The organism is Arthrobacter sp. zg-Y238, from assembly GCF_024385525.1.
Lineage (GTDB): Bacteria > Actinomycetota > Actinomycetes > Actinomycetales > Micrococcaceae > Arthrobacter_B > Arthrobacter_B jinronghuae.
This window is the reverse complement of sequence record NZ_JANFLU010000004.1, coordinates 140,796-158,265: the sequence shown is the minus strand read 5'-3', so window position 1 is coordinate 158,265 and position 17,470 is coordinate 140,796. Positions and strand designations below refer to the sequence as shown.

Annotated in this window: 14 protein-coding genes; 4 read left to right on the top strand and 10 right to left on the bottom strand. The window is 64.2% G+C overall.

What is annotated here, in order from left to right; genetic code table 11:
* Positions 1–24: 24 nt before the first annotated feature.
* The 6 genes from NNX38_RS04400 to NNX38_RS04375 all read right to left on the bottom strand — a co-directional run bounded on the left by NNX38_RS04400 (position 25) and on the right by NNX38_RS04375 (position 4,814).
* Complete coding sequence (locus tag NNX38_RS04400) at positions 25–324, bottom strand: DUF4193 domain-containing protein (RefSeq protein ID WP_146360892.1); 300 nt, start codon at positions 322–324, stop codon at positions 25–27.
* 269 nt (positions 325–593) lie between these two features.
* Entirely contained in the window at positions 594–1,214 is a 621-nt protein-coding gene (locus NNX38_RS04395) for a TetR/AcrR family transcriptional regulator (protein WP_255796926.1), read from the bottom strand.
* A gap of 105 nt (positions 1,215–1,319) precedes the next feature.
* Positions 1,320–1,691 carry a hypothetical protein gene (locus NNX38_RS04390; RefSeq protein ID WP_255796925.1) on the bottom strand — a complete coding sequence of 124 codons (372 nt, stop codon included), beginning with the start codon at positions 1,689–1,691 and terminating at the stop codon, positions 1,320–1,322.
* Positions 1,692–1,793: 102 nt separating this feature from the next.
* Positions 1,794–2,189 carry a DUF779 domain-containing protein gene (locus tag NNX38_RS04385; RefSeq protein WP_255796924.1) on the bottom strand — a complete coding sequence of 132 codons (396 nt, stop codon included), beginning with the start codon at positions 2,187–2,189 and terminating at the stop codon, positions 1,794–1,796.
* Positions 2,189–3,199 (bottom strand): alcohol dehydrogenase AdhP, encoded by a 1,011-nt coding sequence (gene adhP / locus NNX38_RS04380; RefSeq protein WP_255797012.1) that lies wholly within the window; start codon positions 3,197–3,199, stop codon positions 2,189–2,191. The genes NNX38_RS04385 and adhP overlap by 1 nt, the downstream gene beginning before the upstream one ends.
* 91 nt (positions 3,200–3,290) lie before the next feature.
* Entirely contained in the window at positions 3,291–4,814 is a 1,524-nt protein-coding gene (locus NNX38_RS04375) for an aldehyde dehydrogenase family protein (RefSeq protein ID WP_255796923.1), read from the bottom strand.
* A gap of 187 nt (positions 4,815–5,001) precedes the next feature.
* On the opposite strand from NNX38_RS04375, the gene NNX38_RS04370 reads away from it, so the two are divergent.
* Positions 5,002–6,684: a DHA2 family efflux MFS transporter permease subunit gene (locus NNX38_RS04370; protein ID WP_255796922.1), complete on the top strand. Its 1,683-nt coding sequence runs from the start codon at positions 5,002–5,004 to the stop codon at positions 6,682–6,684.
* 13 nt (positions 6,685–6,697) lie between these two features.
* Here NNX38_RS04370 and NNX38_RS04365 read toward each other — a convergent pair whose 3' ends face one another.
* Together NNX38_RS04365 and NNX38_RS04360 are read right to left on the bottom strand one after the other, a co-directional pair.
* Complete coding sequence (locus tag NNX38_RS04365) at positions 6,698–8,062, bottom strand: GAF domain-containing protein (RefSeq protein WP_255796921.1); 1,365 nt, start codon at positions 8,060–8,062, stop codon at positions 6,698–6,700.
* 164 nt (positions 8,063–8,226) lie between these two features.
* Positions 8,227–9,648 carry an FAD-dependent oxidoreductase gene (locus NNX38_RS04360; protein ID WP_255796920.1) on the bottom strand — a complete coding sequence of 474 codons (1,422 nt, stop codon included), beginning with the start codon at positions 9,646–9,648 and terminating at the stop codon, positions 8,227–8,229.
* A gap of 136 nt (positions 9,649–9,784) precedes the next feature.
* Between NNX38_RS04360 and rarD the strand changes: the two genes are divergently transcribed.
* Together rarD and NNX38_RS04350 are read left to right on the top strand one after the other, a co-directional pair.
* On the top strand, positions 9,785–10,891 hold the full coding sequence (gene rarD / locus NNX38_RS04355) for an EamA family transporter RarD (protein WP_255796919.1): 1,107 nt from the start codon (positions 9,785–9,787) through the stop codon (positions 10,889–10,891).
* 391 nt (positions 10,892–11,282) lie between these two features.
* Complete coding sequence (locus tag NNX38_RS04350) at positions 11,283–13,043, top strand: HNH endonuclease signature motif containing protein (RefSeq protein WP_255796918.1); 1,761 nt, start codon at positions 11,283–11,285, stop codon at positions 13,041–13,043.
* A gap of 30 nt (positions 13,044–13,073) precedes the next feature.
* Here the strand turns inward: NNX38_RS04350 and gabT are convergent, their stop codons facing one another.
* Positions 13,074–14,429, bottom strand: coding sequence for a 4-aminobutyrate--2-oxoglutarate transaminase (gabT, locus tag NNX38_RS04345; protein ID WP_255796917.1), 1,356 nt, complete (start codon positions 14,427–14,429; stop codon positions 13,074–13,076).
* Between the two features lie 49 nt (positions 14,430–14,478).
* Complete coding sequence (locus NNX38_RS04340) at positions 14,479–15,909, bottom strand: gamma-aminobutyraldehyde dehydrogenase (RefSeq protein ID WP_255796916.1); 1,431 nt, start codon at positions 15,907–15,909, stop codon at positions 14,479–14,481.
* Between the two features lie 146 nt (positions 15,910–16,055).
* Between NNX38_RS04340 and NNX38_RS04335 the strand changes: the two genes are divergently transcribed.
* Entirely contained in the window at positions 16,056–17,465 is a 1,410-nt protein-coding gene (locus NNX38_RS04335; protein ID WP_255796915.1) for a PucR family transcriptional regulator, read from the top strand.
* Positions 17,466–17,470: the final 5 nt, after the last annotated feature.

Sequence of the window (17,470 nt, the reverse complement as noted above, 5' to 3'; positions counted from 1 at the left end):
TGCGACGGCTGAGTTTTCGGGTAGTTATCCTTCACAGTCCTTGCAGTAGGCCAGGCCGTTCTTTTCGACGGCCAGCTGGGAGCGGTGGCGGACCAGGAAGCAGGAGTTGCAGGTGAACTCGTCTTCCTGCGGCGGCACGACGCGGACAAGCAGTTCTTCACCGGACAGGTCTGCGCCGGGCAGTTCAAATCCTTCAGCCGCCTCGGTCTCGTCCACGTCAACTACGGCAGACTGCTTGTCGCTGCGCCGTGCCTGAAGCTCTTCGATAGAAGCCGGTCCGGCTTCTTCCTCAGTCTTGCGCGGCGCGTCATAATCTGTAGCCATTTTCTCGGCTCACACTCCAAATCCGTAGTTGTGTTTGTTTCCGGGGCACTCGATACTAGCCGAACATAACGGATGTACGGTTGCGTACTATTCCCGTGGACCGTTCAGTTGCAACTTTCTTTCTTCGGACGTGGCACCCGGTTCCACGGCTACCGTAACGCGCGCTGCGACCGGAAGCCCATCGGGGGTCCCGGTGCGGTCCTCTGAGCGCCCTTCCCTACCTCAACGTGCATCCAGCCGTGCAGGTTCCGCTTTTTCGGCGGGAGTCGCTAACGATTGAATCCGTTGCGGAGGAAACCAATCGCTTCAGCAAACAGTTCTTCCAGCAGCTTGAGTGACTCCGGGTTGATTGCGCCCTGCGTGCGCCGTTCCCACTGCGCAAACGCACTGCGTCCGCAGGTCAGCACAGATCCGACCAGGCAGGAGATGTAAAAGGGATCGGCGGCATCACCCAGTCGCTGCCGGATGGAAGAGACAATGCGCTGTTCCGCCCGGTTCCAGGCCTCGAGCTGGAACCGCATCATTTCCGGGTTGTCCTGGGCAATGGCGTAAAGCTCGGCGGTCACCGCCAGCCGCTCCGGATCCGCCGGCGCAGTCAGTGCCTGCAGCATGGACTCCACGACGTTTTCGTCCTGCGGCCGTAACTCAAACTGGCCCAGCACGGTTTCCAGGAAGCCTTCCATGGCCACCGTGAGCGATGCTTCAATACTGGAAAAATAGTTGAAGAACGTCCTGCGGGAGACACCGGCCCGCTCCGCGATGTCGTCGACCGTGAAATTGCCCGGTCCGTTACTGCGGACCAGGCTGAGGGCAGCCGCAGCGATGGCTGCGCGTGTCACCGATTTGTTCCGCTCCCGCCGTGAAGGGGCGGCCGTTTCTCCTGCTGCCACGCCCATACACTAGGTGCAAGTTTGCACGGCGGGCAAGGGGCACAGAAAAGCACCGGACAAGCAGGCCTTCGCCTACCTGTCCGGTGCCTCTCTTGCTCTTTGCGGTTATGCCTCGGGCTGCGGTTCAGCCGGAGACATCTTCTGCTCGCCGCCGGAGGTGTAGGAACCATTGGTTCCCGTGCTGCCGGCAGCGGAAGAACCGGTGCTCGCGGTGGACCCGGCGGAGCCGGATCCGGTGCTGCCGGAAGAGCCGGATCCACTGCTGGAACCGGTGACCTTGGAGGCGGCATCCTTGGCGACGCCCGTAACCTTGTCCTGCAGGCCCGGCGCCTTTTCCTTCGCCCAATCGGTGCCGTGGGAAACGGTTTCCTGCACCTTCGGGTCATTCCAAAGCTGCATCAGCTTTTCGCGGCCGCCCTTGGAACCAACCAGGTAGCCAACACCCGCGCCCGCCAGAAATACAAACTTCTTTACCATGGTCTTCCTCTTCTCCTGCCCTCACGGGGCCTTGATAAGTTCCGTCCACTGCACCCTACCGTTCAAAACGGCAGGTTCAACAGTCAGCTTACTATTTGGATCCTAGTCAAGCAGACGGGACCGGATAAGGAAGCGTTTACCCTCAGGGGCTTCCACGGAAAACCCACTTCCCCGTCCGGAGACAACATCCACGGTCAGATGGGTGTGCTTCCAGTACTCAAACTGTTCACGCGACATCCAGAACTCCAATTCCTCGCCCGCCAGGTCGAAAACCCCCAGAAGGACATCGGCATCTGAAGTGAGAAACTCCCCCTTCGGGAAGCACATGGGTGAGGACCCGTCACAGCAGCCTCCGGATTGGTGAAACATCAGCGCACCGTGGATGGGCCGTAGCTGCAGCAGCAGGGCTTGTGCCTGCGGCGTCAGCGCCACCCGGGAGAAAGTCTCCCCGGGCAGTGCGGCAGCCGCATCCAGCGGGGAAGCAAGCGAAGAATCCATCAGTATCCAATCACCACACGGCCATCGACGCGGCCTTCTCGGAGTTCAGTCATCACGTCATTAATCTCTTCCAGGCTGCGGACGCTGATGTTGGGGTGGATCAGTCCGCGGTCGTAGAAGTCGATTGCCTCCGCCAGGTCCTGGCGGGTACCCACGATCGACCCCCGGATGGTGAGGCCCTTAAGCACAGTGTCAAAGATCGGGGCCGGGAAGTCCCCCGGCGGCAACCCGACAAACACAATCGTTCCCCCGCGCCGGGCCATGCCGATGGCCTGTCCAAAGGCTGTCGGATGCACCGCGGTGACAAGTACTGCGTGCGCACCGCCGATCTTTTCCTGGATAACCTCCGCCGGGTCCTCGTTGCGCGCATTGACCACAACCTCGGCTCCGTACCTCGTGGCCAGCTCCAGCTTGTCATCTGCGATATCCACGGCGGCGACGCGCAGTCCCATGGCAATGGCATACTGCACTGCCACGTGTCCCAGCCCGCCTATGCCGGAGATGACGACCCACTGACCGGGCCGTGCCTCGCTGACTTTCAGTCCTTTGTAGACCGTGACGCCTGCGCAGAGGACGGGAGCAATTTCCTGCGGATCGGCCCCTTCAGGAATGCGCGCCGCAAAACGCGCATCCACCAGCATGTACTGGCCGAAGGAGCCGTCCACGGAGTAACCACTGTTCTTCTGCTGCTCACACAGGGTTTCCCAGCCGGTCCGGCAGTACTCGCATACACCGCAGGCGTAGGCGAGCCAGGCATTGCCCACCATGTCGCCCGGGTGCAGGTCGGTGACCCCTTCACCGACCTGCACCACCTCACCTACGCCCTCATGGCCGGGGATGAACGGCGGAGTCGGCTTCACGGGCCAGTCACCGTCTGCGGCATGCAGATCCGTATGGCATACACCCGATGCCACCAGCTTGACGAGCGCCTGGCCCGGACCTGGTTCAAGCACCGCCATTTCCTCGATGGAGAGGCCTTCACCGAGTTGGTTCACTACTGCTGCCTGCATGCTGGCCATGGGGTCCTCGTTCCATCAGCGGTCTAGGGAAGTTCCAGTGGAAAGTGAGTGACACCCAAGCCTAGGCAGGTCCGGGGACCGCTTAGAAGAACCCCTGCTTGTTTTCGGCGTAGCTGACCAGCAGGTTCTTGGTCTGCTGGTAGTGGTCCAGCATCATGGCATGGTTCTCGCGGCCGATGCCGGAGGACTTGTAGCCGCCGAAAGCGGAATGGGCGGGATATGCGTGGTAATTGTTCACCCATACCCGGCCGGCCTGGATGTCGCGTCCGGCCCGGTAGGCGGTGTTGCCGTCCCGGGACCATACACCGGCACCAAGGCCGTACAAGGTGTCGTTGGCGATGGCCATGGCCTCCCCGTAATCGGAGAACCGGGTCACGGAAACCACCGGACCGAAGATTTCCTCCTGGAAGATGCGCATGTTGTTGGTGCCCTCGAAGACGGTGGGCTGGACGTAGAAGCCCCCGGCAAGGTCGCCGTCGAAGTGGGCGCGCTCGCCTCCGGCGAGGACCCGTGCGCCCTCCTGCTTGCCGATATCCAGGTAGGAGAGGATCTTCTCCAACTGGTCGTTGGACGCCTGTGCACCCACCATGGTGTTGGTATCGAGGGGATTGCCCTGAATCATCTGTGCCGTGCGGGCCAGTGCGTCCGCCATGAAGGAGTCATACATGGAGTCCTGGACCAGTGCGCGGGACGGGCAGGTGCAGACCTCGCCCTGGTTCAGGGCGAACATGTTGAAGCCTTCGAGTGCCTTGTCGTAGAACGAGTCATCGGCAGCGGCGACGTCGGCGAAGAAGATGTTCGGGCTCTTGCCGCCCAGTTCGAGGGTGACCGGGATCAGGTTCTGGCTGGCGTACTGCATGATAAGCCGGCCCGTGGTGGTCTCACCTGTGAAGGCGATCTTCCGGATCCGGTTCGAGGATGCCAGGGGTTTGCCTGCCTCCACACCGAAGCCGTTCACCACGTTCAGCACGCCTGCCGGCAGCAGGTCCGCGATGAGTTCCATCAGGACCAGGATCGACGTCGGCGTCTGCTCAGCGGGCTTCAGCACAATGGCGTTGCCTGCGGCGAGCGCCGGAGCGAGTTTCCAGACGGCCATGAGGATGGGGAAGTTCCACGGAATGATCTGTCCCACAACTCCCAGCGGCTCGTGGAAGTGGTACGAGGTGGTGTTGTCATCGATCTGGGAGATGCCGCCCTCCTGGGCGCGGATAGCGCCGGCAAAGTAGCGGAAGTGGTCAATGGCCAGCGGCAGGTCCGCGGCCAGGACTTCCCGGATCGGTTTGCCGTTGTCCCAGGTTTCGGCGACGGCCAGCATTTCGAGATTGGCTTCGATCCGGTCCGCGATGCGGGTCAGGACCAGTGCCCGTTCGGCTACCGCCGTCTTGCCCCAGGCACCCGCTGCCTTGTGGGCGGCGTCCAGCGCGAGATCGATGTCGGCAGATGTACCGCGGGCCACTTCGCAGAATGCCCGTCCGTTAATCGGCGAAACGTTCTCGAAGTACTCCCCCTTGACCGGCGCCACCCATTCCCCGCCGATCCAGTTGTCGTAGCGCGGTTTGAAGGTGACTTTTGATCCTTCGGTGCCTGGTTGTGCGTAAACGGTCATTTTGCGCTCCTTGTGCGTTCGACGTCGGTGTCGGTTGCGGACATCCCCGAGGATACGGAGCGCAACGTTGCAAGCAGGTTGCAACTCTTCCTGGCCGTCCGCGGCCTTCACCACTGGCAGACTGCCGCCGCACCGCCGTACCGTGTCGTGGGACAACGTCTCAGGCACCATCAACCCAGGACGGCATATGGCCAATCGTTCCGGTAGCGATCCCCTTCCACCCAACCGCTTTGTCCGTTACCGCTGGTGGGGCCTGCTGGCCATCAGTCTCGGCGTGGCCATGATCATCATGGACGCCACTATCGTTTCCGTATCCATCCCCTCGATCGTTGCGGACCTGGGCATCTCCAGCACCGAGATCCAATGGGTCCAGGAAATCTATACCCTGCTCTTCGCGGCCCTGCTTCTTACGTGGGGCCGGCTCGCGGACCGGTTGGGTCGACGGCGGGTGATGCTGACCGGCGTCGTAATCTTCGTGGCCGCCAGCCTGCTTTGCGCGGCCGCGTCCTCCGGAGGCGTCCTCATCCTCGGGCGGGCCGTTCAGGGCTTCGGCGGGTCGATGATCCTGCCCACCACCCTGGCCCTGCTCAACGCGAACTTCCAGGGACGCGAACGCGGTATCGCCTTCGCTGTGTGGGGTTCGACGATCGGCGGGATGGCCGCCGTCGGCCCGTTGCTGGGCGGGTGGTTGACGGAGCATGCCAGCTGGCGATGGGCCTTCGGGATCAATGTCCCCGTGGGCGTGGTGATTGTCGCCGGCCTGCTGCTGTTTGTGGCCGAGTCACGGGAGGAAATCACGTCTGCTGCGCAGCGGCTGGACCTGGGCGGGGCACTCCTATCCATCGTGGGCTTTGGTGCCCTGGTTTTCGGGCTGATCGAAGGCCGCAGCTTCGGCTGGTGGGCCCCCGCAGAGGGTGCCTTGTTCCAGGTGGGGCCCCTCTCCCCCGTTCCCCTGTCCTTCCTTCTCGCCGCCGTGGCACTGTTCCGCTTCGTACTGCTGGAACGGTCGCGGACTGCCGCAGGCAAGGGCGTCATCCTGGACCTTTCGCTGTTTCGGATTCCGTCCTTTGCCAACGGCAACGTCACGGCGCTGATCGTCAGTTTCGGCGAATTCGGCCTGATCCTTTCCCTGCCCCTCTGGTTCCAGAATGTGCTCGGCTACAGCGCTTTCGAGGCCGGCCTCGCCCTGCTTCCGCTGGCGCTGGGCTCCTTCCTTGCCAGCGGCGCGGTAACGGCCCTGGCCAAGGTTTTCCGTCCGGTTGTGGTGGTGCGGATAGGCCTGGGCCTGGAAATCCTTTCCATTGCCTCGCTGGCACTGTTGATCAGGCCGGACAGCAACGCGTGGCTGACGTCGCCGATCCTGCTCGTTTACGGAATGGGTGTGGGACTGGCCACGGCGCAGTTGACTTCGGTGATCCTCGCCGACGTTCCGGTAGCCAAGAGCGGACAGGGGTCAGCTACCCAGAGCACCGCACGACAGACCGGTTCAGCGCTCGGCATCGCCGTTCTGGGTACCGCATTCTTCACGACGCTGCGCACCGGGACCGAAAACCGAGCGGCGGAAACGGCGGCAAACGCTCCGCAGCTGGGCAGCCTGGTGGATTCCGTCAATGCAACCTCGGGAGGGAGCATCCAGCAGTTGGCGGCCGATCCGCAGACTGCCTTCATTGCCGACGCGGCCAGGGAGGCAATGACCGACGGCGCGTCACTGGCAAGCTGGATAGCGGCGGCGGCCCTGCTGGTCGGTTTACTCAGCAGCCTGCGGATTCGGCCGGCCGCGGGTCCCGGGGACGGCAAGGCGCCTTCCGGCAGCACGAAACGCTCCGGGTCCGGTCCGTCGTCGCCGACGTCGTCGACGCAGGAGAGATAACTCCGGAAGCTGCCTAGGCCAGGTCGCGTTCGATCCGTTCCAAGGCCGCGACGACGGCGGCCCTGCGGGGCGAGCGCGGCGGAAGCACGCGCAGGGCAAGCTGCCAGGCCTCGGCGTCGTGCTCTGCCTCCGGCAGGTGCAGGTACTGGAGCAGGGTGTCGGCGCCGGCGTCGGACAGCATCGCCTGGCGCAGAACGGCGGAGACCTCGGTCCGCAGCCGGATGAGGGCGGGGGCTTCCGAGCGCGGCAGCACCGGTCCGCCGTACCTCCGCAGGGCCAGCCGGTAGGCACCGTGTTCCAGGAACCGCAGGACCTGCGCGGCGTCCACTTCCAGCGGGCGGGCCAGCCGGTATGGGCGGGAGCGCGGGACCAGCGGCTCGGTTCCAGCTGCCACTGCTTCCATGAGATTGCGCAGCCGCAGCATCTCGGCCCGCACGGTACCTGCCTGGCCGCCGTCGGGGTAGGCAAGTGAGGCCAGCTCCTCCGCCGTCAGCCCGCCCGGATGCAGCGCCAGCACCGCCAGCAGTTCGCCGTGGCGGGAACTGAGTTCCACCGACCTGCCGCCGATCTGGAGGACGGCCCGGTCCCGGCCAAGCAGCTCCAGGCTCTCCGTGAAGTCACTGGCGGGCAATGAGGCTGGCCGGCGGGTGCGGCGGCGCAGCGGAGCTCCGGAGGCAGCGAATGATCCGTTACGGGTATCCCGTCGGGCCTGCAGGCGCTGGACCTGCAGCCGGGCCTCGGCGGCAGCGACAGCTGCCCGGACCAGGGCGAGCGTATGCGGAGCGACGGCTTCGGGGCCTCCGGTGACGTCCACAACGCCCAGCACGGAACCGGTATCCGGGTCATGGACCGGTACGGCGGTGCAGCTCCAGGAGTGAACAAGCCGGCTGAAATGCTCCGGTCCGGCAATCTGCACGTCTGACCCTGTGGCGAGGGCAGTTCCGGGGGCACTGGTGCCGACCGTTCGTTCTGACCAATCCGCGCCGGGAAGAAACAGCATGCCTTCCGCACGGCGGCGCAGGACGGCATCTCCGTCGACCCAGAGCAAGCGGCCCAGTTCATCGCCTACGGCCACCAATAACCCGGAGTCCTCTCCGGGCTCCACGAGCAGGCGGCGGATTACCGGCATCACGGCAGCGAGCGGGTGCGCGGCACGATAACGGTCCAGGGCGGCGTCGTCGAACACCAGCTCCGGACGCGAAACATCCGGGTCCGAGTGGTGCTGCAGGGAACGCTGCCAGGACTCCCGGATGGAAGGCCTAAGCCGTTCCAGCCACCCGCTGCCGGCACCGAGCGCCTCGTGGGCCCTGACGGCGTTGTGAAGCAGCGCCTCCGCCGGGACCCGCGGCAAGACACCGGACTGCCCGTTCTGGGCCAAACCTTCATTTCGCGCCGCAATGCGCACGGCCCCCGCCTATCCACGCTGATATGCGGACAACGTCTTCGAATTGGACGTTGTCCGCTTAGGGAACACACCTTGCTGGATATGCTCCCATGCGCGGACCGGCGGAGGCCAGAGGAACTGCGGGTTGCTGCTTACGGCTACTCGCCGCGGGAGATGCGGGTCATTTCCTCGCGGTCGACCACCTTGACACGTTCACGGACGAGTTCGCCGGTCAGCGGGTCGGGGTGGATGTAGGAGGCGCCCAGGCTGCGCTCATAGGCATCCAGCTTCAGCCAGCCCTCCCAAGTGGTGTACTTGACGCCGCGTTCTTCAAGCAGCTCAATGATCGACGACGGATCCGGGTGCGTGGCGGCCGGCAGGTTCAGCCGGTCCTCCAGCAGGAAGCCGATGGTCTCCAGCGCGTCGCCCTTGGTGTGGCCGATCAGGCCGACCGGGCCGCGCTTGATCCAACCGGTGGTGTAGATACCCGGCACCGGAGCGCCGTCTTCGTTGATGACGCGGCCGCCCTCGTTGGGGATCACGCCGCGCTGCTCGTCGTAGCCCACCTCGGGCAGCTCGGAGCCGAAGTATCCGATGGCCCGGTAAACAGCCTGGACCGGGTAATCGACAATCTCACCGGTGCCGCGGACGTTTCCGGTGCCGTCCAGTTCGGTTCGCTCGAACTTCATGCCGGCGACCTTGCCCGGATCCGCGGGGTCCTCATAGATCTCCACGGGGCTGTGCAGGAAGTGCAGGTGCAGGCGGCGGGAAGCTCCGGTGTCCTGTTCCTCCACCAGCCAGTTGGTGAGGGTGTTGACCATGGTCTTGGTCTGGTTGTTGGTGCGGATCTGCTCGTCGGAGCCTTCGTCGAATTCGAAGTCCTCGGGGTACAGGACAATGTCGACGTCGCGGGAATGGGAGAGTTCACGCAGTTCCAGCGGCGTGAACTTCACTTGTGCCGGTCCGCGGCGGCCAAAGATGTGCACATCGGTGACCGGGGACTTCTTCAGGCCCTCGTAGACGTTGGTCGGAATCTCCGTGGTGAGCAGGTCATCTGCGTGCTTGGAGAGGATGCGGGCGACGTCGAGGGCAACGTTGCCGTTGCCGATCACCGCAACTTCCTTTGCGTCCAGCGGCCATTCGCGCGGAACGTCAGGATGCCCGTCATACCAGGACACGAATTCCGCACCGCCGAAGGAGCCTTCCAGATCGACGCCGGGCACGTTCAGCGGGGCGTCCTTGATGGCGCCCGTGGCAAAGATGATGGCGTCATAGAAGTGGCGGAAGTCTGCCAGCGTCAGGTCGCGGCCGTAATTGACGTTGCCGAGGAAACGGATGTCACCGCGGTCCAGCACCTTGTGCAAGGCGTTGACGATGCCCTTGATCCGGGGGTGGTCAGGGGCCACGCCGTAACGGATGAGCCCGTAGGGCGCGGGGTACTGGTCGAAGAGGTCAATGCTGACCTCGAAGTCCCGATCGGCTTTGGTAAGGATGTCGGCGGCGTAAACACCGGCGGGGCCTGCGCCGATAATGGCGACCCTCAAAGGACGCTGGGCGCTGTCCGCGGCAGGGTTAGTCACTGATAGTCCTTCTTCTCTTCAGAGCTTCTGGGTGCGCAATTAACACACAGTTATTTATTCTAAATGCCGGGTTCGCCACCGTCTAAACGGCTCGGAAAACCGCGTTCGTGACACCCTGGGGAATACGGACCGGCCCATGGGTGTTGAGCACTGCGTGCCTTTCTCAAAGCCTGTCCCCGCCCTGCACGCCGTCCTTACTGCTACGCCCGGCGAGGGCGTCGGCTCGTCCCCCGGTTCGCCTACCGGTTCGTCTACCGGTGCGCCGGGGGCGCCGGGGGCGGCAGAGGTGTCCGCTGCGCCGTCGTCGTCCGGGCCTGCGTCGTCCGGACCGGCGGGACGCGAGAACCTTCCCGGCATCCTCTTCGGAATTGGTGCGTACGGGCTCTGGGGCCTGCTTCCGCTCTACTTCATGGTCCTCAAACCGGCCGGTGCGGTGGAAATCGTTGCGAACCGCGTTGTCTGGTCACTGGTGTTCTGCGCCATCCTGCTCACCGTCATGCGGGCCTGGAAGCCGATGCTTGCCGCGGGTCGGAACCCCCGCACAGTAGGAACCCTGGCGGGCGCTGCCCTGCTGATCGCAGTGAACTGGCTGACGTACTCCTGGGCCGTGCTGAACGAACACGCAGTGGAAGCAGCGTTGGGCTACTTCATTAATCCGATCGTGTCGGTCCTGCTCGGTGTGCTGGTGCTTAAGGAGAAACTGCGTCCGCTCCAATGGGCGGCCATGGCAGTGGGCTTCATTGCCGTTCTGGTCTTGGCGTTCGCGTACGGAAACGTGCCGTGGGTGGCTCTGGCTCTGGCCTTCAGCTTCGGGTTCTACGGCTTGGTCAAAAAGGGCATCGGCTCCCGTGTTGACGCAGTTTCCAGCCTGACGATTGAAACGGCCGTCCTCACGCCTATTGCAATCGGTGTGATGATCTGGCTTTCCATGACCGGTGCGGCCACGCTGACTACCAACGGTGCGGGGCATCTCTGGCTCCTGGTCGCCTCCGGCATCATCACTGCCGTGCCGCTGATCTTCTTCGGAGCGGCTGCACGACGGCTGCCGCTGTCCACGGTGGGGCTGCTGCAATATCTGGCGCCTACCCTGCAGTTCATCCTGGCCCTGACTGTGTTCAAGGAAGCGATGCCGCCCGAGCGCTGGGCGGGCTTCGGCCTCGTCTGGCTCGCACTGGTGATGCTGACCGTCGATATGATCGGCGGCCCCCGCCGCAACCGTCGGCTGCGCGCTGCGGCTGTGTAGGGGCCAGTTGTGCTGAGACAGAGCTTGGCCAGCGAGTAGGGGCGGGCAGCGGGGTTTACGGGCGGGCAGCGGGGCCGGCGCCGGTCAGCGAGGTTTACGGCCGGGCGGCGGGGTTCAGGCCCGGCCGGCGGGGCCGGGCGGCGCAGCCGGGCGGCGGGGCCGGGCGGCGCAGCCGGGCGGCGCAGCCGGGCCAGACAGGGCCGGGCTGGTTAGGGTCGCTCGTAGGGTGGGCCGGCCCGGGAGAGCTTGCCCAAGGCCGGGCGGGCTTGGCCAGGACCGGTCGGGTCGAGTTGTCCTCCCCTGCTTCGCTCTAGGCCGTGGGTGTTGATAATTGTCCCCAATCCGGAGCCTCACCGGACCACGAGTCACTTTGCTGCGGCAGCCTTGTTTCATGGCTTCGGAACCTTTGAGCGAGTTGCAGCAACCGGCGGAATTCTCCGTCGCGACAACCGGCGCGAGCCTGATTCAACGTGCCGAAGCACTCCTTGGGGAAGCCCATGAACTCCGTGACGACGCGGCTGAGGGGTGGGGGCTTCTAGGCTTTCAAGATGCCGTGGATTTGGCCGCGGCGATTGAAGGTATTTCACGCATTACGGACTACCTGAAGCTGATCGCTGCCGCGGCCATCGATCGGCAGAGGACCGCCCAGACACGTGGAGAGGACGGCCTGCGGGAGTTCCGAAGTACTGCAGATTTCATGCGGGCACGCCTTCGGATCTCACGGACAGAAGCGCGCCGCAGGCTGGCACTCGGTTCAGTTGTCCTCCCCGCAACCACGATCACAGGTGAGACCCGCCCACCCGCGTATCCGCGGTTAGCTGAGGCTTGCGCTGATGCTGCCGTCGCTGCAACTGATGCAGATGTGATCGCACATGCGTTGGAAGAAGCACTTCCTCGGATGGAACCACAGGCTCTCGACGCCATGGAAAAGCAGCTCACGGATATCGGCTCCCATCAGGACCATGATTTTCTCGTCCGTACGGCGAAGCACTGGACCGCCCTGCTGGACCAGGACCGGCCACCTACCGAAGAAGAGCTCGTCCGATTCCAAGGGATCTTCCCGGGACGACGCCGAAACGGATTGAACCATCTCCACATTTACTGCACCGATGAACAGCACGAGGCACTCACAACCCTGATAAACAGCGCCTCCAACCCGCGGGTGAACGGCCAGGACGGGGCCAACCGCGGCGCCCCGGAACCAGAAAGCAGGACAGAACCCGGCTGCGCGACCCCACCCGGCGCGGCCCAACCAGGCGCTGCCCCATCCGGCGCTGCCCCATCCGGGGCTGCCCCATCCGGCACTGCCCCATCCAGCACTGCCCAACAAGACGACATCCAGCCCGAGCCCCACATTCCTGTCGCGGGAGCTTCTACACCTGCAGCAGCGGGACAGGGTTCACCTGCGCACTCCGAAATTCTGGACCGGCTGCCCAGACCAACCCGCCCGCAACTGCTGTTGGAGGGACTGCTCGCCGCTGTCCGTACTGCCCTGGCGTCTGGAGGCCTGCCCGCTTCCGGGGGTATGCGCCCTCAGGTTATGGTCACTATCAGTCATGACGCACTCCTGCTGGGGCTGTCACACCCAACGGGCGGGTCGGGCGCGAGGAACCGCAGGATCCGCCGGGCTCGACCAGCCGGACAAGATGCCGCCAATGGTCCGGATAACAGGAACACCGAAACGCCGCGTTCTCCGTCGCCTGGCATCGCTGCCTTCTCCGGACCAATCGACACCCGAACTGTCCGGCGCATAGCCTGCGACGCGGACCTGATTCCGGTAGTCCTGGGATCCAAGGGACAGGTACTGGACCTGGGCCGGGCCGCCCGGCTTTTCCCTCCCCACCTGCGTAAGGCCCTCCACGCCCGCGACCGGGGCTGCGCTTTCCCCGGATGTACAGTTCCGGGACCTTGGACCGAAGCGCACCACGTCACATTCTGGGAACGGGGTGGAGACACCAGCATCGGGAACGGCGTGTTGCTGTGCTCCTTCCACCACCACTTGATCCATCAGGGCAACTGGCAGGTATCGATGCGCGCAGGCATCCCATGGTTCCTGCCGCCTGCTTACATAGATCCCGAGCGCAGACCGCTGCGGAACACGTACTTCCATCCTGGGTTCCTGGCCTCCGGCGGGATCCCAAACGGAACCTGACGCGTCCCGCGATGTCCTTCCGTGACGGTGTCAGCTCCGGGCGCGGACCGCGGTTTCCAACACGTCAAGTGCATCAAGCAACAGCTCGTCCCCGATGGTCAGCGGCGGCAGCAGCCGGATGACGTTCCCGTAGGTTCCGCAGGTCAGCACAATGACACCCTCCTGCAGGCACGCCGCCGCGATAGCCTTGGCCGCCTCGGCGTCGGGCGTCTTAGACCCGGGGCGAACGAATTCCATGGCGAGCATGGCCCCGCGTCCACGGACATCGCCAACGACGCCGCCCTCGACCACCAGTGCCTCCAGCCGGGGCAGGACGAGCTCCTCGATGTGCCGTGCCCGCTCGGCCAGGTCCTGCGAAACCATGGTGTCCATCGCCGCCAGAGCAGCTGCACAAGCGACCGGGTTACCGCCGTAAGTGCCGCCCAGACCGCCGGGGTGGACAGCATCGAGCAATTCCGCGCGTCCCGTCACCGCGGAGAGCGGCAACCCTCCGGCAATCCCCTTTGCCATGGTGATCAGGTCAGGAACCACGCCCTCGTGCTGCACCGCAAACCATTCACCCGTACGGCAGAAACCTGACTGCACCTCGTCGGCAATGAAGACCACGCCGTTGGTCTGCGCCCACTCCGCGAGCCGCGGCAGGAAGCCCTCCGCAGGAACAATGAATCCCCCCTCGCCCTGAATCGGTTCAATGAGGATGGCGGCAAGCTGGTCCGCACCGATCTGCTTCTCGATCGCCAGGATGGCCCGGTCCGCAGCCTCCGCGCCGGTAAGGTTCGGGTTCTCTTCACGGAACGGATAGCTCATGGGCATCCGGTAAATTTCCGGGGCAAAGGGGCCGAAACCGGTCTTGTACGGCATGGCCTTCGCGGTGAGCCCCATGGTGAGGTTGGTCCGGCCGTGATAGGCGTGGTCGAAAGCCACTACTGCGTCGCGCCCGGTAGCCGAGCGGGCAATCTTCACGGCGTTCTCCACCGCTTCGGCGCCGGAGTTGAACAGCACGGTCCGTTTTTCGAAATCTCCCGGAGTCACCGCAGCAAGACGTTCGGCAACCGCCACATATCCCTCGTAGGGCGTCACCATGAAACACGTGTGCGTGAAGTGCTCCACTTGATCCTGCACGGCGGCGACAACGGCTGGATCAGAGGCACCGACGCTGGTCACGGCGATACCCGAGCCCAGATCAGTGAAGGCATTGCCGTCTACGTCCACAATGATGCCGCCATCGGCGTCAGCGGCATACACGGGAACGCTCGAGGCAACGCCTTTCGCAACCACTGCAGCACGCCGGGCCTGAAGTGCTTCAGACTTCGGACCCGGGAAAGTGCCGGTAATCCGGCGTCGCTGTTCGATGCGGTAACTCGGGGTGGTGACGGAGATGCTCATGGGTTTGCCTTTCGGAAGTACTGCCGGGGAACAGGGATCGGATGCCGGGCTAGGCGTCCAGCGCGGTCATCACATGCTTGATGCGGGTGTAGTCCTCCACGCCGTACATGGAGAGGTCCTTGCCATAGCCGGAGCTCTTGAAACCTCCATGCGGCATCTCGGCAGTGAGCATAATGTGCGTGTTGATCCAGACCGCTCCGAAATCCAGGTCCCGTGACAGACGCATGGCCCGGCCGTGGTTCGTGGTCCAGACGCTGGAGGCAAGGGCGTATTCAACATCGTTGGCCATTTCCACGGCCTGCTCCTCGGTGTCGAACTTCTGCACAGTGATGACCGGGCCGAAGGTTTCCTTCTGCACCACGTCGTCGTCCTGGCGGGCACCGGTAATGACGGTGGGTTCGAAGAAGAAGCCCTTAGAGCCTGCTCTCCGCCCACCGGTCTCCACACGGCAATGCGCGGGCAGCGCTTCGATCACGGCGTTCACCGCGTTGAAGTGGTTGATGTTGTTCAGCGGACCGAAATAGTTTTCCTCGTCGTTGTCGCTGCCGGTCTTCAGCTCCTTGGCCGCAGCCACCAGCTTGTCCACCAGTGCGTCGTGGACGGAATCCTCCACCAGAACGCGGGTGATGGCTGTGCAGTCCTGACCGGCATTAAAGAATGCGAATTCGGCAACAGCTGTGGCGGTCCGGTCCAGGTCTGCGTCTGCAAATACGACTGCGGGGGCTTTGCCGCCGAGTTCCAGGTGGGCCCGTTTGAGGGTCTTTGCCGCTCCGGAGGCCACGGCGATGCCCGCCCGCACTGATCCGGTGATGGAAACCAGGCCGGGCACGGGGTGTTCAACCATCAGCTCACCGGTGGCACCGGTGCCAAGGACAACATTGAACACGCCGGCAGGGAAAATGTCTGCCGCAAGGCGGGCCAGGACCAAGGTGGATTCGGGGGTGGTGTCGGAGGGCTTGAGCACCACGGTGTTTCCCGCGGCAAGCGCAGGACCGATCTTCCAGACCGCCATCAGCAGCGGGTAGTTCCACGGAGCCACTTGGGCAACGACGCCGATCGGCTCGCGACGGATGAAGGAGGTAAACCCTTCCATATACTCGCCGGCGGATTTGCCCTCCAACAGTCTGGCAGCGCCGGCAAAGAAGCGGAGTTGATCCGCCCCGACAGCCACTTCTTCTGCGGCAATCAGTGAACGGACCTGACCCGTATTGCGGTGCTGGGCTTCCACCAATTCGTCGGAATGGGCCTCAAAGGCATCCGCCAGACGAAGCAGCATTCGCTGGCGTTCGCTGGGAGTGGTCCGCTTCCACGTGCGGAACGCTGCCGCGGCGGCATCCATGGCCGCGTCGACGTCGGCCTGCACGGACACGGGCGACACGGCCACCACTTCGCCGTTCGTGGGATTCACGACATCGAGCACATCGGTTCCGCGGGACGGGACAAACTCACCGTTGATGAAGTTCTGCAGTGTCTCAGCCATGCCGGACGTCCTTTCGGGGCGGGCGGGTGCGTATTCGGTTAGCTCAAACCTACTGTGAAGCGCAGGTCACACATACGGTCGCCTGCACAGCCTCGCCCGATGATGGCAGTGCAATCGCCTAAAGCCAGCAGCCCTATAGTGGTGCAATGTCGATCACACTTTCAGACCTGCTGGCGGCAGGCGGGTTGAACCTGACGCGCCACGGGTCGGCGCCCCTGTCTCCACGGCCTATCCAGTGGGTCGCGGTGACCGAACTCGAGGATCCCTCTCCGTTCCTCGGCGGCGGCGAGGTGGTGCTGACTACGGGCCTGCGGCACCGCAGCGGCGCGGCCCAGCAACGCTTTGTGCAAAGCGTGGAGCGAGCTGGAGTGATAGGAATCGGTTTCGGTACCGGACTCAGCCATGGCTCGGTGCCGGCTTCCCTGCTCGCCGAGGCGGACCGCCTGGGCGTGCCCGTCTTCGAGGTCCCCTACGGCACGCCGTTTATGGCTCTGGGGAAGCTGGTTGCCGATTCACTTTCCGCCCAGCATGTCGCCCAGCTGCACCAATTGCTTTCCGGCCATCAGGTACTGGCAGAGGCACTGCTCAGCGGCAAGGGCCTGCCACGGCTGCTGGCAGAACTCTCCCGGCTGGTAGAGGCGGACGTTGCCCTCTTTCAATACGGTGCACCGGTCTTCGCTACCTCCGACGCGGATGCCTCCTGGCGGCGGATTCCCGTCCCCACGGGAATGCGGGACCGCTGCACACTGGCCATTGCCGAACCGTCGGTACAGCCGGACATCATTGCCTATGCGCAAAGCCTGATCGGCGTGGAGCTGAGCAACCAGGCCGCCAGACGGGCAAGCAGCAGGGCGGTTGCCGGCCAGCTCCTGGGAGACGTGGTGGATGGCCGGCTCGCAGGTCAGGACGCAGCTGTGAGGTTGCAGGCAGCGGGCATCGACTCGGGTCTGCGGCAAGCCATACTCCTGGTGGAAGTAGCATCCGGCCAGATCCGCACCCTGCCTACGCTGCCGTTGCCGGCCGCATTCATCGACGTGCCCACGGCCATCCATGAAAACCTGCTGGCCATGGTTGTTCCGGCTGCCGACGCGAACGTGCTGGCCGCTGAGTTGAGCGCGTATCTCTTTGGCGCCGGGCTGACGGCGAAGGTGGGGATCGGTGGGTCGTACACCGAAGCAGCAGGGCTGCGCTGGAGTTACTACGAGGCACGGGAGGCACTGCGCAACGGTGCAGCAGTGAACGAACCGGACCGATTGAATCTCACGTCCCTGCTGATGGCCAGCCGCGATGTTCCGCTCTCGGATCTGGCAGCCGAAGCCCTGGACCCTCTGATCGCCTTCGACAAGAAGCACGGCGCTCAGCTGATCCCTACCCTGGACACCTACCTGCTCCTGAACGGGTCGGTGGCCGCCGTCGCCGCAGATCTGGGCCTGCACCGCAACACTGTCCGGTACCGGCTTGCACAGATTGCCGAGCTGTCCGGATACGACCCCGCAGTGACCGCAGACCGGGTACACCTGTACCTTGCGCTGAACGTCCGCCGTTTGGGCAGTTAACCTTT

Excerpts from the sequence above, each read along its gene's own strand:
- NNX38_RS04400 (WP_146360892.1), bottom strand. The coding sequence starts at position 324 with ATGGCTACAGATTATGACGCGCCGCGCAAGACTGAGGAAGAAGCCGGA.
- NNX38_RS04390 (WP_255796925.1), bottom strand. The coding sequence starts at position 1,691 with ATGGTAAAGAAGTTTGTATTTCTGGCGGGCGCGGGTGTTGGCTACCTG.
- NNX38_RS04385 (WP_255796924.1), bottom strand. The coding sequence starts at position 2,189 with ATGGATTCTTCGCTTGCTTCCCCGCTGGATGCGGCTGCCGCACTGCCC.
- adhP (WP_255797012.1), bottom strand. The coding sequence starts at position 3,199 with ATGCAGGCAGCAGTAGTGAACCAACTCGGTGAAGGCCTCTCCATCGAG.
- NNX38_RS04375 (WP_255796923.1), bottom strand. The coding sequence starts at position 4,814 with ATGACCGTTTACGCACAACCAGGCACCGAAGGATCAAAAGTCACCTTC.
- NNX38_RS04370 (WP_255796922.1), top strand. The coding sequence starts at position 5,002 with ATGGCCAATCGTTCCGGTAGCGATCCCCTTCCACCCAACCGCTTTGTC.
- rarD (WP_255796919.1), top strand. The coding sequence starts at position 9,785 with ATGGGTGTTGAGCACTGCGTGCCTTTCTCAAAGCCTGTCCCCGCCCTG.
- NNX38_RS04350 (WP_255796918.1), top strand. The coding sequence starts at position 11,283 with ATGGCTTCGGAACCTTTGAGCGAGTTGCAGCAACCGGCGGAATTCTCC.
- gabT (WP_255796917.1), bottom strand. The coding sequence starts at position 14,429 with ATGAGCATCTCCGTCACCACCCCGAGTTACCGCATCGAACAGCGACGC.
- NNX38_RS04340 (WP_255796916.1), bottom strand. The coding sequence starts at position 15,909 with ATGGCTGAGACACTGCAGAACTTCATCAACGGTGAGTTTGTCCCGTCC.
- NNX38_RS04335 (WP_255796915.1), top strand. The coding sequence starts at position 16,056 with ATGTCGATCACACTTTCAGACCTGCTGGCGGCAGGCGGGTTGAACCTG.